Here is a 15,340-nt window from a genome sequence, read left to right on the forward strand (position 1 = left end):
ATGGACTGGCCTGTGACTCAACTTTCCCCTTTGCAACGCCTTTGGTTGACCGAAACCGTGCGCCTGCGTGAAGAACACGCCGGCCCGCTGGACGACCTTGAAGCCAATCGCCATGCCCGCGCCAGTGGCGGCGACTTGCCGGCACGCGTCCAAAACCGTGCCCTGTGGCTGGCCAAGCGCGATGGTTTGCTTGACGCCATGCAGCATTGGTTACAAGGCGCGAGGCTGGCGTTGCTGGTGTTGGCCGTATTGGCCGTTGTCAGCGGTGCCGGGCTGGCATTTGCTGCGCTGGGCGACGGCAGAACACCCGTTAACGTCTTTTGGGCGCTGGGCAGCCTGCTGGGCCTGAACCTGATTCTGCTGGTCAGCTGGGTGCTCGGTGTGTTGTTTGCCGGGGAGCACGGGGCCAGCCTGGGCCGATTGTGGTTATGGCTGAGCGAAAAGCTCGCGCGTGACGCCAAGGCCGCGCAATTGGCCCCCGCATTAGTGCTATTGCTGCAACGGCGCAAGCTTAATCGCTGGGCACTCGGCACACTGGTCAATGGCCTGTGGCTGTTGGCGATGCTCAGTGCGCTGGTGATGATGCTCTTGTTGATGGCGACCCGGCGCTACGGCTTTATCTGGGAAACCACCATTCTGGGTGCGGACGTCTTCGTCGCCGCCACCCGCGCACTGGGGGCGCTGCCGAACTGGCTAGGGTTCAACGTACCGACCGTGGAGATGATCCGCGTCAGCAATGACTCCAGCCTCTACAACAATGAACTGGTGCGTCAGGCGTGGGCGGTCTGGTTGGTGGGCGTGGTGCTGATTTACGGGGTCATGCCGCGTCTGTTGCTCGCCGTCTTCTGCCTGTGGCGCTGGAAAGTCGGCCGCCGGACGCTGCAACTGGACCTCAATCTGCCCGGTTACAGCCCGTTACGCGAGCGCCTGATGCCCAGCAGTGAGCGTCTCGGGGTCAACGATATCGCCCCCGATCAGTTGCATAACGTGAGCGCCGGTAGCAGTGACCTGCACACCGATGGCGCCTTGATCGTGGCCATTGAGCTAGACGATCAGCACCCGTGGCCTCCCAAATTGCCCGTAACGGTCAAGGACGCCGGCATCCTCGACACCCGCGAATCGCGACAAAAGCTGCTGGAGCAGATGACCCGCTTTCCCCCGAGCCGACTGGCCATCGCCTGCGACCCACGTCGCTCACCGGATCGCGGCAGTCTGGCGTTGATTGGCGAACTGGCCCGCAGCGCCAGCGAAACCCGCGTATGGCTGTTGCAAGCCCCGCCCGGCCAGGCACTGGACGCTGATCGCCTGAGCGACTGGCACACGGCACTGGATCAGCTAGGTCTGCCCTATGCCGCCAGTGCCCCGCTGAACTGGCTGGAGAATGGCCATGACTAAACCACTTACGCTGGCCGTAGTGGGCCATACCAACGTCGGTAAAACCTCGTTGCTGCGCACCCTGACCCGCGATGTTGGCTTTGGTGAAGTGTCCCATCGCCCCAGCACCACACGTCATGTTGAAGGTGCACGACTATCAGTGGACGGTGAACCGCTGCTGGAGCTGTACGACACACCGGGGCTGGAAGACGCCATTGCTCTGCTCGACTACCTGGAACGCCTCGACCGCCCCGGCGAGCGGCTTGATGGCCCGGCGCGGGTGGCCCGCTTTCTCGACGGCAGCGAGGCGCGTCAGCGCTTTGAACAAGAAGCCAAAGTGCTGCGCCAACTGTTGGCCTCAGACGCCGGTCTGTATGTGATCGATGCCCGTGAGCCCGTGCTGGCCAAATACCGTGACGAATTAAGCGTGTTGTCCAGTTGCGGTAAACCGCTATTGCCCGTACTCAACTTCGTCAGCAGCCCGCAGCACCGCGAGCCGGAGTGGCGTGACGCCTTGGCTCGCCTTGGCCTGCATGCTCTGGTGCGGTTTGACAGCGTGGCCCCGCCAGAGGATGGGGAGCGCCGTTTATATGAGAGCCTCGCCCTGCTGCTGGAGCATTCTCGGGACGCCTTGCAGCGCTTGCTGACCGACCAGGAGGCACAGCGCGAAGCCCGCAAGCGCAGCGCCCTGCGCCTGATTGCCGAATTGTTGATCGACTGCGCAGCCTGTCGCCGCAGCGTGGCCAGCGAGAAGGCCATTGAACAACAGGCGATCAATCAACTGCGCGAAGCGGTGCGTCAGCGCGAACAACGCTGTGTTGAAGCCCTGCTCAAACTCTATGGCTTTCGCTCCAATGACGCGGCGGCCAGCGACTTGCCACTGCTGGACGGACGCTGGGGCAATGATTTGTTCAACCCCGAAACCCTCAAGCAATTGGGTGTGCGTGTTGGCAGCGGCGTTGCCGCGGGCGCCGCTGCGGGTGCGGGCGTGGACTTGATGGTCGGTGGTCTGACACTGGGCGCAGCTGCATTGGCGGGCGCAATTGCCGGGGGTGCACTGCAAACCGCGCGCAGCTATGGCAGCCGCCTGTTGGGCAAGCTCAAGGGCAAACGGGAATTGACCGTGGACGACAGCGTGCTGCGCTTGTTGGCCTTGCGCCAACGTCAACTGCTGCATGCGCTGAATGCGCGCGGGCATGCGGCGGTCGACAGCATCAAAGTGGCCACGCCCGAGGACAAAACCTGGCGCGAAGGCAAACTGCCCGAAGCCCTGAAAAAAGCTCGGGCATACCCGCAGTGGTCATCGCTCAACCCGCATCCCAAGCTCAGTCAGGCCGAGCGACAGGAGCAGATTGAGGCATTGGCACAACAGATATAGCATCGCCACTTTTGCGTAGCAGTTGCCGAAGGCGACGTGATTTTACGACCGCTTTGCGCTCGGACGCAGCCTTCGGCAGCGGCTACAGAGTAAGCAGGCGCAGGGCTTTGTCCTTGAGCATGTGCAGATCAATCAACGGTACATTCGCGTGCTTGGCCTGCTCGTCCCACGCCCGCATGCGCAAACTGAGGGCACACAACGGGTCGCGCTCGAACGCATCCGCCTCGGCTTCGCTCATGACGCCGCCCTGATAACCCAAGGTGCGAATACTCGCCTCACTCAGCAACGCGTAATAGCCGGGTTGTCGCAGGGTTAGATAGCGCTTGGCCTGCACGTGATATTCCACCAGTCTGGCAACCCGCTCACTGAAGCCTGCTTGACGCAGATAATCCGCGCCCAACCGCTCGTGACTGACCACCCCGTATGCGCCCATGTTCTGTGCCTCTTCGCCACAGAAGTGCCCAATATCGTGAAAAAAAGCCGCCAACACCACTTCATCGTCACAGCCCTCATCCAGCGCCAACTGCGCGGCCTGAGACATGTGTTCGATCTGGGACACCGGCTCGCCGATGTAATCTTCAGCACCGTGTTGCTGATACAACCCAAATACGGCTTCAACCACGTGCTGTGCAGGCGTCATGCTCTTTCTCCCAGCAGTCGGGCGATATGAGCCTCAGCCATCGCGGGGCCTACGCTCATGCCGACACCCGTTTGCATCAGCGCGGCACTCAACTCCGGCTCTACTTCCAAACAGGTGAATGGCTTGGCACCCCGTGCTCCGTAAACACCCTGCCAGCGTTCAACGACCTGGACTTCACACCCGAGGGTTTCTTCACACAGTTGCAACATCCAGTTATCGACCTGTTCGCCGTTGAACGGCGAAGGATCGCGGCTGTAATCATGGGAATCGCCGATGATCAGATCACCATAAGGGGTGGGACTGACCAGCAGATGGATACCGTGCTGATCCAGATGAGGGCAGTCACGCAGGATTTGCGCCTGCACGGCCGCTGCTTCTGGCAAGTCGGCAAATGCACCGTAATGCACGCAACTGAGCCCGGTCAGCAACGCATGTTGCAGGTTCATTTCGACCTTGGGACGTACCCGCAGCATTTGCAGTCGACAGGTCTGCGGGTTGAGCGTGGCCAGCGGTTCGGCCAACAGTGTCAGGTAGTCGTGGCCTGCACATACAATCACGTGTTCGCCTTTGAAGTTGCCTGCTGTGGTGTGCACTTGCCCAGGCTCAACGTCGCGCACCAAGGTCGAAAAGTGGAACTCAACGCCCAGTTCACGTTGCAGGTAGTCGACCAGCGACGGGATGGCTTCGCGCGAATACACCAACTGGTCATCAAGGCCGTGCAAGGCGGCCCGGTGATGACTGAACTGACCGTCGTACAGGGCATTTAGCTTGGCTCTGCGCAGCAGTTCGACGCGGTAGTCATACTCAAGAGCCCGGCCTTGGCAGAAGGCTTCCAACAAGTGCTCTTCAGCTTCAGTGCGGGCGAACAGATAGGAACCGTTACGCTTGAGATCAAAGCCCGCGTGGCGTGACCACTCGGCCCAGAGGCTGCGGCTGGCACGGGCCAGATCAAGCATTTCGCCCGGCGGCTGGCCTGTGACCAATGCCTGGCCAAAGTTGCGCACTGAGGCACCCAGTGGCGTACCGGTGCGCTCGAAGACCTGAACCTTGAGTCCCCGTTTGGCGGCAGCGAAAGCATGGGATAGCCCCAGAATGCCTGCGCCAACGATAAGAATTGATTGCGAGTGGGGCATGTTGAAGTCCTTGAATAACCTCGACCCTCACCCCAGCCCTCTCCCAGAGGGAGAGGGAGCAGATAGGAGTCGTACACACGATTGAGATACAACCGAGTAAAGTCCCTTCTCCCAGAGGGAGAGGGAGCAGATGTGAGTCATGCACACGATTGAGTCACTCCCCTGTCCAGCCCCCTCTCCCTCTGGGAGAGGGTTGGGGTGAGGGTAGTTATTGCGCCGCTTTCTCAGACTTGCCGTCATAGCGCTTGCGCCACTCAGCCAGAATGCTGTCGCGGTTCTTCGAAGCCCAGGCGAAATCATTTTTGATCAGTCGCTGCTCATAATCCGCAGGCAATTCAGTTTGCGGCTTGGCAAGCCCCGGCTGCGCCAGCACGGCAAAGTTCTCTTTATAAAGGTCCATCGCTACCGCACTGGCAGAGAAATCAGCCAGCTTTTTCGCCGCCTCTTCGTGCGGGGTGCCTTTGATCACCGCCGTGGCTTCAATTTCCCAACCCAGACCTTCTTTCGGCAATACGATGTCCAGCGGCGCACCCTGACGCTTGAGTTGCACGGCCGGGTATTCAAACGAAATACCGATCGGGAATTCACCCGCCGCCGCCAACTTGCACGGCTTGGAACCCGAGTGAACGTACTGTCCGATGTTCTGGTGCAACGCGTCCATAAACTGCCAGCCCTGCTTCTCGCCGAAGGTCTGCAACCAAGCACTCACGTCCAGAAAGCCTGTGCCGGATGAAGCCGGGTTGGGCATGACGATCTTGCCTTTGTACTCAGGCTTGGTCAGGTCCTGCCAGCTCACCGGCTTGGGCAGCCCCTGCTTTTCAGCTTCGATGGTATTAAAGCAAATGGTCGCGGCCCACACGTCCATCCCCACCCACGCGGGCGGGTTGGCCGCATCACGGTAGTTAGCGCCGATTTTGCCCAAGTCGTTAGGCGCGTAGCGTTGCAACATGCCGTGCTGATCAAGAATCGCCAGACTGGACGCCGCCAGTCCCCATACCGCGTCAGCTTGCGGACGGTCTTTTTCGGCCAGCAATTTGGCCGTGATGATGCCGGTGGAATCGCGCACCCATTTGATTTCAATGTCCGGGTTGGCTTTCTCGAAAGCCTGCTTGTAGGTTTTCAACTGCTCGGCTTCAAGCGCCGTGTATACGGTCAATCCGGTTTTTGCAGCCAACGCATTAACGCTAAAGGCAGTGAGGACAGCAGCGACAAGAGCCAGTGGTTTGAACATGGTGCGGTTCCTTTGGGTTTTTATGAGTTATTGCGCTGGAGCGCCCTGACGCCAGGCCTGGGAGCGACGCAAGACGCCGCGCGAAGCCCAGGCCAGCAGCAGAGACACACCCGCCGAGGTGAAGAGGATCAGGGTCGACATGGCCGCAGCACCGCCCACGTTACCGGCGTCGTCCATGTTCAGGACTGCCACCGCCGCGAGGATCGTATCGGGGCTGTAGAGGAAGATCGCCGCCGAGACCGTGGTCATCGCCGAGACAAACAGGTAGCGCACGATATCGAGCAGCGCGGGCAGGCAAATCGGCACGGTGACGCGCCAGTAGTGCCGATACAACGGCGCCTTGAGCGATAACGCAGCGGCTTCGAACTCACTGTCGAGCTGGCGCAGGGCCGTGGTGGCGGTCATCTGTGCGGTGGTCAAATAGTGCGCGATGGTGCACACCACCAGCAGCGTCATGGTCCCGTAGAGCACATGAAGCGGGTTGTCGGGCAGGTTGAAAAAGAACACATAGCCCAACCCCAGCACTAAACCCGGCACCGCCATCGGCACAAAGCTGAGCATGCGCAATGCCAGGTTCAGGCTCTTCTGGCCGCTGGTTTTTTCCATCAGGTAAGCGCCGGTGAAAATCACCCCGCTGCCTATCAAGGCGACACACACCGCCATCGTGACGCTGTTGCGATAGGCCAGCCAGCCGCCACCGGCCGTGTCATTGAACTGGTAGTGACTCAGCGATAACGACAAGTTATACGGCCAGAATTTGACCAACGATGAGTAGACCGCCATGCCGAACACCAGCAGCAAGATGGCGCAAATCAGCAGCACAATGGCCAGGTAGCAGCGGTCTCGAACCTTCGACGGCTGCGGCTTGAACACTTGAGCACGACCGCTCATCGAATCGCTTTGCTGGCGGCGCAACCACGCATCAACCCCGAAACTGAACAGCGCAGGCAGCAGCAGCACCATGCCTATCAAGGCACCCCGGCCAAATTGTTGCTGCCCCACCACCGCTTTGTAGGCTTCCAGCGCCAGCACTTGATAGTCGCCGCCCACCACAACGGGTACGCCGAAGTCGGTTATGGTCAGTGTGAACACCAGGCAGAACGCCGCAAACACGGCTTGCTGGGTGCCCGGCCAGGTGATGCTGCGAAACGCTTTGAAGGGGCCTGCGCCCATGCTTGAGGCCGCGTCGAATAAGCGGGCATCGGCCAGCGACAGCGCCGACAGCAAAATCATCAACGCATGGGGAAACGTGTAAATCGCCTCGCCCAGCACGATCCCCCAAAAACCGTAGATGTTATCTGCGATAAGCCCGCGCAACAGGCCCTGATTACCGAACAGATACACCAGCGCAATGCCCGGCAACATCGAAGGTGCCATCAGCGGTAACAGCGACAGCCCGCGCCAGATACGCTTGCCGGGGATCATGGTGCGTTGCAGTGCGTAGGCAAACAAATAGGCCAGCGGCACGACAATCGCCGCCACACTGAGGGACACTTTCAAACTGTTGCCGACCAACCAATGGAAGTTGTCGCTGGTGACTAACGCCCGCGCGGCAATCCAGCCACCTCCTTGGCCCTCTTCGGCGCTGAAGCCGCGCCAGAAAATCGCCAGCAACGGCATCAAGACCGCGACAATCAATAACAGCAGTAACAGCAGTTTGCCGCCCACCACAAATATCCGGTCGCCCAGTTCAGCCCTTGATACCTGTCTGCCGGGCAATGGCAGCGCCCTGTCAGCGGCCATCTTAAGCAAAGACCTGCAAGCTGCTCGGCGGCAAGGCCACGAGAATGTCCTGTGCGCCAAGGCGCGGCATATCTTGTGTGCCCACTTCAGCGGTCAGCGCATGACCGGGTAAATGATTAAGCTCAAAACTCATGCGGCAGCGATTGCCCAGAAAGGTGATTTCCTGAATACGCGCCGGGAACAGGTTTTCTTCATGGCGCTGCGGATTAACGCTGATTGTTTCAGGCCGGCAGAACAACCTCCCTGAATCGGCTCGCCCGGCATCGGCGGCCAGACGCATGTTCATGCCACCGACTTGGGCATGGGTGTCGTTGCGATGCTGAAAAGGCAGCCAATTACCTTGCCCCACGAACTCGGCTACAAACGGTGTGGCGGGCTTGTCGTAAATTTCTTGCGGGGTGGCGTATTGCTCAACCTGACCGTTGTTCATGACGGCGATGCGGTCGGCCATCAGCATGGCCTCGTCCTGGTTGTGCGTGACCATTAACGTGGTAATGCCCAGGCTGCGTTGCAGTTGGCGCAACTCAGTGCACAAATGCTCTCGCACACGGGCATCGAGCGCCGACATCGGCTCATCGAGCAGCAACAACGAAGGCGCCGGTGCCAAGGCGCGAGCCAGTGCGACACGCTGCTGCTGACCGCCTGAAAGCTGGCCGGGAAATTTCTTTTCGCTGCCGGTCAGCCCCACCAGCTCCAGCATCTCGGCCACACGTTTACGTAGCACCTCGCGATGACTGCCGACGAGGCCGTAGGCGATGTTGGCTTCTACTGTCAGGTTGGGAAACAGTGCATAGGACTGGAACAAGATGCCGTAATCCCGCGCCTGCGGTGCCAGGTTGGACACATCGCGATCCCCCAGATAGAGAACGCCGCTGTCCTGCCGCTCAAGGCCAGCAATGCAGCGCAGCAGGGTGGTTTTGCCGCAGCCGGATGGCCCTAGCAGGCACACCAGTTCACCTGCGGCCACCTCCAGCGAGACGTGATCCAATGCGGTGAAAGCACCAAAGCGCTTGCTCACATCACGCACCTTCATCGGTACGCCGGGTTGGGTCAAAGCGGTTGCGTTCATGGATGCACCTCATCAGCAGATGGGGCCATCCTAGAGACGCAATGCGTAGGAGATGTGGCAGTGAAGCAAAAGCTGCCGATAGTGGTATTGGTGGATTTAGTGATCCCCTCACCCCAACCCTCTCTCGGAGGGAGAGGGAGCTCGATCTGCGGCATCGCCAAAATCTGCTTTTGCCTTTAGTCCCCTCGCCCTTCGGGTGAGGGAGCTCGATCTGGCGCCTAGCCAAATCTGCTTTTGCCTTTAGTCCCCTCTCCCTTTGGGAGAGGGCTAGGGTGAGGGGCTTTTGCTGTTAATCAGCATCCCACCATTTCCTGCGCCAAGCCCAAAAACGCCGCCGGCAAGCGCGCCGATTTGCGCTCTTTAAGGCAGTACAAGTACTCGGAGATCACCGGCGCATTTTCCAGCGTCAGTACCTTCAATTGCGGGTCATGCGGCACTTCTTGACGCGCAATGATGCTAATACCGATATTGCGCAGCACCGCTTCGCGGATCGATTCGCGACTGCCGATTTCCAACAATGGACCATAGCTAACGCCCGCCTCTTCAAGCAGTTTTTCAGTGAGCTTACGCGTCGTTGAACCCGATTCGCGCATCAATAAACAATGCCCGGCCAGCGCGCTCAGCGGCACATGATCAAGCTTGGCCAACGGATGAGTGCGGTGCACCGCCAGCACCAGCGGATCGGCGCCCAGCAGCCGGCGGATCAGCCTTGGGTCTTCGAGCAATTGCGATGACGCGGCAATATCCACCCGGTATTCGTCCAGCGCCTCAAGCACTTGCTGCGAGTTGCCAATGTCCACCGACACCTCAATCTGCGGCAGGCGTTGGCGAAAGGTCTTTACCAGATCAAGGATGTAATACGGCGCTGTGGCGGCAAGGCGCAGGGTGCCGCTGCCCTGACCACTGTTGCGCAGAAAGAACTCAATCTCGGCCTCTTGCTGCATCAGGGCCTTGACCATCGGCAACAAGCTCACGCCTTCATCGCTCAAGGTCAGGCGCCGACCGCCGCGGAAAAACAGCTCCACGGCGTATTGGCTCTCCAGCTGTCGAATTTGTGTGGTCACGGTTGGCTGGCTAAGCCCAAGTTTTTTAGCGGCCTGAGTAATGCTGCCCAGTTGGGCGACCCGGTAAAACGCTTTCAGCTCGGCACTCAGCACTGCGGCCTCTCTTGTTCTATTTGCGCAACAGGCGCAAACCGTTAAACACCACCAACAAACTGACGCCCATGTCGGCAAAGACGGCCATCCACATGGTGGCCATGCCGAGGAAGGTTATCGCAAGAAAGATCCCTTTGATGACCAAGGCCAAGGCAATGTTCTGCTTGAGGATGCTGGAGGTCTGACGTGACAAACGAATGAATGCCGGAATTTTGCGTAGATCGTCGTCCATCAAGGCGACATCGGCCGTTTCAATGGCGGTGTCTGTGCCGGCAGCCGCCATTGCAAAGCCGATCTCGGCACGTGCCAGGGCAGGTGCATCATTAATCCCGTCACCGACCATGCCAACGTGATGCCCTTGGGCGTACAGCGCTTCAATCGCCTTGAGTTTATCCTCCGGCAGCAAGTTGCCTTCAGCCTGGTCGATGCCCACTTGATCGGCGATTGCCTTGGCCGTATGGGGGTTGTCGCCGGTCAGCATCAGGGTTTTGATGCCCAGTTCATGCAACTCGCGTATGGCTTGGCGGCTACTGTCCTTGACGGTATCGGCCACCGCAAACAGCGCCATCGGGCCGGATCGATCGCACAACAAAATAACGGTCTTGCCCTGTTCTTCCAGCGCGAACAGCTTTTCTTCTAGCTCGGGCGAACACAGCTCAAGCTCTTCCACCAGACGATGATTGCCCAAGTGGTACAACTTGCCGTCGATTTCACCACGTACACCACGCCCTGCCAGGGCCATGAAGTTATCCACAGCGAGTGGTGACACATTGTTATCCACAGCCGCCGTGGCCACGGCCAGTGACACCGGATGGTCCGAACGGCTGGCAAGGCTTGCGGCGAGTAGCAAGGCTGTGTCAGCAAACAGCGGATCAAGCACCACGTAATCGGTTTGCACCGGCTTGCCGTGGGTGATCGTGCCGGTCTTGTCGAGCGCTAGAAAGTCGAGTGTGTGACCACTTTCGAGGTAAACCCCGCCTTTAACCAGAATGCCTTTACGCGCAGCGGCCGCTAACCCACTGACAATCGTCACCGGAGTCGAAATCACCAGCGCACAAGGGCATGCCACCACCAGCAGCACCAACGCGCGATAGATCCAGTCAAACCACACCCCGCCCATGAAAAGCGGTGGAATCACAGCCACCGCCAACGCGAAGATAAACACCAAAGGGGTATAGATTTTCGCGAAGCGATCGACAAACCGTTGCGTCGGCGCCCGTGCGCCTTGTGCTTGCTCCACGGCGTGAATGATGCGCGCCAGCGTGGAGTTGCTGGCCGCGGCCGTGACCCGGTACTCCAGTGCTCCGGCCTGATTGATGGTGCCGGCAAACACTTTGTCGCCCACCGTTTTTTCGATGGGCAGACTTTCACCGGTAATCGGCGCCTGATCAATGGTCGAGCTCCCCGCCACCACTTCGCCGTCCAGCCCGATGCGCTCGCCGGGTCGCACACGCACGATGTCACCCAGCGCGACCTCTTTCACCTCACGCTCAGCCCAGGTGCCATCCGCTTGCTGCACGGTGGCTTTATCCGGAGCCATTTGCATAAGGCCCCCGATGGCATTGCGCGCACGGTCGAGGGATTTGGCTTCGATCAGTTCGGCCACGGTAAACAGGAACATCACCATCGCCGCTTCGGGCCATTGACCAATCAGCACCGCGCCGGTCACGGCGATACTCATCAAGGCATTGATGTTCAGGTTGAGGTTCTTCAGGGCAATCCAGCCCTTTTTGTAGGTGGTCAGGCCGCCGCTCAGGATAGAAACCAACGCCACCAGCGCAATCACCCAGGTCGGTGCAGCCTCGGTAAAGTGCAGGACTTCTGCCGCCAACGCCCCCACACCGGCCACGGCCAGCGGCCACCAGTGCTTCTTGGCAACCGGCGCTGGCGGGGTGTCAGTGTCCGACTCCAGCGGCTCGGCCTGCATGCCGAGGGACTTAATGGCCGCCACAATCGGATCAGTGGTTGGCAAGTCGTGGGTGACACCCAGCACCCGATTGATCAGGTTGAACTCCAACTGCTGCACACCGGCCAGCTTGCCCAGTTTGTTCTGGATCAGGGTCTGCTCAGTCGGGCAGTCCATGGCTTCAATGCGAAAGCTGCTCAGGCGAGCGCCCGCTGTTGGCGCGGCGCTCAGCTTGATCACGCTGGGCACAGGGCTGCTAGAGCAGCAACTGTGCGCGGGGCTGGCATGATCATGTTTTTCTTCATGACCGTGGTCATGATCGTGGTCATGGTCATGACCTGCGTGTGGTGTGTGCGGAGTGTGGATGGAGTCGCTCATCGGGTTGCGTCCAATAAAGATGCCTGTTACCAAGTAAAGACCCTGTAGCCACTATAGGGTCAAGCACCCTTTCGGAGATTGTCGTGATGAAAATTGGCGAACTGGCGAAACTGACCGACTGTCAGGTCGAAACGATTCGATATTACGAGCGTGAAGGGCTGCTGCCGGAGCCGGCGCGCAGTGAGGGCAATTACCGCTTGTACACACAGGCGCATGTTGAGCGGCTGACGTTTATCCGAAACTGCCGCAGTCTGGACATGACCCTGGAAGAAATCCGTAGCCTGCTCAGCCTGCGCGACAGCCCGCAAGACCAGTGCGAAAGCGTCAATGCACTGATCGACGAACATATCCACCATGTCAAGGCGCGGGTCGACAGCTTACTGGCGTTGCAAGCACAACTGCTCGACCTGCGACAACGCTGTAGCACGGGCTCAGACAAGGATCATTGCGGGATTTTGCAGCGTCTGGAAGTCAGTGGCTCGGTGACAGCACCCGAAGGCGAGCCCAGCCATGTGGGCAGAAGCCACGGGCATTGAAACAATCCATCTGTAGCCGCTGCCGTAGGCTGCGATCGAGCCCGAAGGGGTCGCGCTTTTCAAGAGCGAAGGGCCTTCGGCCCTTATCGCAGCCTACGGCAGCGGCTACAGGTTATGGGCTACACCGCCATCGGTGCAGTCATAGGGGCGTGGTGCTGGTAGCCTTCGAGGCTGAAATCACTCGGCTCAATCAGGCCTAGCCATTCAGGTTGATAGATGCCGGTTTTAGCGAACTCCGGGACGCGATCCGAGATCACCAGCTTGGGCATCGGGAAGGGTTCGCGGGTCAGCTGCTCGTTGAGCATGTCCAGGTGGTTTTCATACACATGGGCATCGCCGATAAAGTAGGTAAACCAACGCGGCGTATAACCGGTCAGGCGCCCGATCAGGCTCAGCAATGCCGCGCCTTCCGTCAAGTTGAACGGCGTGCCCAGTCCCAGGTCATTGGAACGAATGTACAGGGTCAGGGAGATTTCCTTGGTCTCGACATTCGGGTGGAACTGGTACAGCAAGTGACACGGCGGCAAGGCCATTTCGTCAAGCTGGGCGCAGTTCCAGCCGTGGAACAGGATGCGGCGACTGCCGGGATCATTGATGATGGTGTCCACGCATTGGCGCACTTGATCAATGGCCTTGTACAACACCACGTAGGCCTGCCCGTCTTCCTCACCTTCAGCAATCTGGCGATAACCCTGGCTCAGGCACAGCTCGATAGCGGCCACGTTGCTGCGCTCGACTTGCTTGTAGGCAGGCCATTTACGCCATTGCACGCCGTAAATTTCGCCCAGATCGTCTTCGCCTTGACGGAACGGGTTGGCCAGCCACTGTGCGTTTTCATTGGCGTTTTGGTCCCACACCTTGCAACCCAGCGCACGAAAGTCCGCCGCGCTGTTGACGGGGCGCAAGAAACCGCACATCTCGCCAATGGCCGATTTGAAAGCCATGCGGCGGGTGGTGATGGCCGGGAAGCCTTCTTTGAGGTCATAACGCAACATGGCGCCGGGCAGACTGATGGTCTTCACACCGGTGCGGTTGGCTTGCAAGGTGCCATTTTTAATCACGTTGGCAACGAGGTCGAGATATTGCTTCATGGTTTTCCTACCGTTTGAATGCAGGGTTTTATGAACCCTGCCATTCGAATGTATTACGCCGCTTTTTGAGCCGCGGGGTCGCGCTGGTAGGCCCACCAGATGAGGAACAGGCCGCCCATAATCATTGGGATGCAGAGAATTTGCCCCATCGTCACCCAACCAAACGCCAAATACCCAAGCTGGGCATCGGGTACACGGACGAATTCGACGATAAAGCGGAAGATGCCGTAAAACAGCGCGAACATGCCGGAAACGGCCATCGTTGGACGGGGTTTACGCGAGTACAGCCAAAGAATGATGAAGAGTGCCACACCTTCCAGGGCGAACTGGTAAAGCTGCGACGGATGACGCGCCAATTGTTGCGGGTCGGTCGGGAAAATCATCGCCCAAGGCACATCACTGGCTTTGCCCCACAACTCGGCGTTGATGAAGTTGCCGATACGTCCGGCGCCCAGGCCGATGGGCACCACAGGGGCGATAAAGTCCATGATCTGGAAGAACGACTTATTGTTGCGCTTGCCGAACCACCAAGTGGCCAGCATCACACCAATCAGGCCACCGTGGAACGCCATACCGCCTTTCCACACTTCAAATATCAGCAGCGGGTTGGCGATGTAAGCACTCAGGTCGTAGAACAGCACATACCCTAAACGGCCGCCAACAATCACACCCATCGCCACCCAGAACACCAGATCGGAGAGCTTTTCTTTGGTCCACGTGGGATCAAAGCGATTAAGGCGGCGGGACAGGATCAGCCAGGCGGCGCCAATACCGATCAGGTACATCAAACCGTACCAATGGATTTTCAGCGGGCCGATGGCCAATGCCACCGGATCAATCTGCGGGTAAGGCAGCATTACGACTCCTCGTTAGATCAGGAAACTCAAACCGACACAGAACAACAGTGCGGCAAACAGCCGTTTCAGCAGGCGCGGCGACAGTCTGTGAGCCAAACGCGCACCAAAACGGGCGAAAAACATACTGGTCAGGGCAATCCCGAGCAGCGCCGGCAGGTAAACAAAACCTAGACTATGCGCGGGCAAGTCAGGATTGTGCCAGCCAATGATCATGAAACTTAATGCCCCCACCAGCGCGATGGGTAAACCGCAGGCTGCCGAGGTGCCCACGGCTTGCTGCATCGGCACACTGCGCCAGCTCAGGAACGGCACCGTCAACGAACCGCCACCCACCCCGAAAATAGCCGAGGCCCAGCCAATCACTGTGCCGGCGACCGTCAGTCCGATTTTACCGGGTACTGTGCCGCAGGCTTTGGGTTGCAGCCCCAGCGCCATCTGAAGGGCAATGACAACGGCAAATACGCCGATGATTTTCTGCAAATAAGGGCCGGAAATTGCTTCTGCTGTCAGCGCACCGATGCCTGCGCCCATCAAAATACCGACTGTCAGCCAGATAAACAGCGGCCAGCGCACAGCGCCTTTGCGGTTGTGCTCACGAATCGAGTTAATGGACGTAAAAATGATCGTCGCCAATGAGGTGCCGACGGCCAGGTGGGTTAACACTTCACTGTTAAAACCTTGCACAGTGAAGCTGAACACCAGCACCGGCACAATGATGATCCCGCCACCGACCCCGAATAACCCGGCCAGCACGCCTGCAAAACTTCCAAGCACCAAATAGAGCAGAAATTCCATGATGCCCCCCAAATTTGACCCGCATGGTAACGGAGCAAAGGCCACGGCTCCA

At 59.1% G+C, this 15,340-nt stretch carries 13 protein-coding genes; 3 read left to right on the forward strand and 10 right to left on the reverse strand.

Translation table 11 applies throughout. The annotated features are described in order from the left end of the window. The first annotated feature begins 12 nt into the window (after nucleotides 1-12). Together ACI7MX_RS05620 and ACI7MX_RS05625 are read left to right on the forward strand one after the other, a co-directional pair. Entirely contained in the window at nucleotides 13-1,395 is a 1,383-nt protein-coding gene (locus ACI7MX_RS05620) for a DUF2868 domain-containing protein (protein ID WP_405584250.1), read from the forward strand. After that, nucleotides 1,388-2,752 carry a GTPase/DUF3482 domain-containing protein gene (locus ACI7MX_RS05625; RefSeq protein ID WP_405584247.1) on the forward strand — a complete coding sequence of 455 codons (1,365 nt, stop codon included), beginning with the start codon at nucleotides 1,388-1,390 and terminating at the stop codon, nucleotides 2,750-2,752. The genes ACI7MX_RS05620 and ACI7MX_RS05625 overlap by 8 nt, the downstream gene beginning before the upstream one ends. 82 nt (nucleotides 2,753-2,834) lie before the next feature. On the opposite strand, the gene ACI7MX_RS05630 is transcribed toward ACI7MX_RS05625, so the two are convergent. From ACI7MX_RS05630 to ACI7MX_RS05660, 7 genes are all read right to left on the reverse strand, one after another. Beyond that, nucleotides 2,835-3,392: a phosphonate degradation HD-domain oxygenase gene (locus ACI7MX_RS05630; RefSeq protein ID WP_314482988.1), complete on the reverse strand. Its 558-nt coding sequence runs from the start codon at nucleotides 3,390-3,392 to the stop codon at nucleotides 2,835-2,837. Further along, nucleotides 3,389-4,525: a TIGR03364 family FAD-dependent oxidoreductase gene (locus ACI7MX_RS05635; RefSeq protein WP_405584244.1), complete on the reverse strand. Its 1,137-nt coding sequence runs from the start codon at nucleotides 4,523-4,525 to the stop codon at nucleotides 3,389-3,391. Before ACI7MX_RS05635 ends, ACI7MX_RS05630 begins: the two co-directional genes overlap by 4 nt. 208 nt (nucleotides 4,526-4,733) lie before the next feature. Further along, on the reverse strand, nucleotides 4,734-5,756 hold the full coding sequence (locus tag ACI7MX_RS05640) for a putative 2-aminoethylphosphonate ABC transporter substrate-binding protein (protein WP_405584241.1): 1,023 nt from the start codon (nucleotides 5,754-5,756) through the stop codon (nucleotides 4,734-4,736). A 27-nt stretch (nucleotides 5,757-5,783) separates the two neighbouring features. Continuing rightward, the gene (locus ACI7MX_RS05645; protein ID WP_405584238.1) at nucleotides 5,784-7,499 is read right to left on the reverse strand and encodes a putative 2-aminoethylphosphonate ABC transporter permease subunit; all 1,716 of its coding nucleotides are present in this window, start codon (nucleotides 7,497-7,499) and stop codon (nucleotides 5,784-5,786) included. Nucleotide 7,500: 1 nt separating this feature from the next. Continuing rightward, the gene (locus ACI7MX_RS05650; RefSeq protein WP_314482980.1) at nucleotides 7,501-8,568 is read right to left on the reverse strand and encodes a putative 2-aminoethylphosphonate ABC transporter ATP-binding protein; all 1,068 of its coding nucleotides are present in this window, start codon (nucleotides 8,566-8,568) and stop codon (nucleotides 7,501-7,503) included. 293 nt (nucleotides 8,569-8,861) lie between these two features. Further along, complete coding sequence (locus ACI7MX_RS05655) at nucleotides 8,862-9,725, reverse strand: LysR family transcriptional regulator (protein ID WP_314482978.1); 864 nt, start codon at nucleotides 9,723-9,725, stop codon at nucleotides 8,862-8,864. A gap of 16 nt (nucleotides 9,726-9,741) precedes the next feature. Then, the gene (locus ACI7MX_RS05660) at nucleotides 9,742-12,009 is read right to left on the reverse strand and encodes a heavy metal translocating P-type ATPase (RefSeq protein ID WP_405584233.1); all 2,268 of its coding nucleotides are present in this window, start codon (nucleotides 12,007-12,009) and stop codon (nucleotides 9,742-9,744) included. A gap of 86 nt (nucleotides 12,010-12,095) precedes the next feature. Between ACI7MX_RS05660 and cadR the strand changes: the two genes are divergently transcribed. After that, nucleotides 12,096-12,545 carry a Cd(II)/Pb(II)-responsive transcriptional regulator gene (gene cadR, locus ACI7MX_RS05665; protein WP_314482975.1) on the forward strand — a complete coding sequence of 150 codons (450 nt, stop codon included), beginning with the start codon at nucleotides 12,096-12,098 and terminating at the stop codon, nucleotides 12,543-12,545. Nucleotides 12,546-12,664: 119 nt separating this feature from the next. Here cadR and ACI7MX_RS05670 read toward each other — a convergent pair whose 3' ends face one another. Genes ACI7MX_RS05670 through ACI7MX_RS05680 form a run of 3 tightly spaced genes read right to left on the reverse strand, consistent with a single transcriptional unit; the run spans nucleotide 12,665 to nucleotide 15,288 of the window. Continuing rightward, nucleotides 12,665-13,636: a thymidylate synthase gene (locus ACI7MX_RS05670; protein ID WP_314482974.1), complete on the reverse strand. Its 972-nt coding sequence runs from the start codon at nucleotides 13,634-13,636 to the stop codon at nucleotides 12,665-12,667. Nucleotides 13,637-13,689: 53 nt separating this feature from the next. After that, nucleotides 13,690-14,493 (reverse strand): prolipoprotein diacylglyceryl transferase, encoded by an 804-nt coding sequence (gene lgt, locus ACI7MX_RS05675; protein ID WP_314482972.1) that lies wholly within the window; start codon nucleotides 14,491-14,493, stop codon nucleotides 13,690-13,692. A gap of 12 nt (nucleotides 14,494-14,505) precedes the next feature. Then, nucleotides 14,506-15,288, reverse strand: a complete 783-nt coding sequence (locus ACI7MX_RS05680) for a sulfite exporter TauE/SafE family protein (RefSeq protein WP_405584228.1) — start codon at nucleotides 15,286-15,288, stop codon at nucleotides 14,506-14,508. Nucleotides 15,289-15,340: the final 52 nt, after the last annotated feature.

Source organism: Pseudomonas sp. 2024-210, assembly GCF_045062345.1.
Lineage (GTDB): Bacteria > Pseudomonadota > Gammaproteobacteria > Pseudomonadales > Pseudomonadaceae > Aquipseudomonas.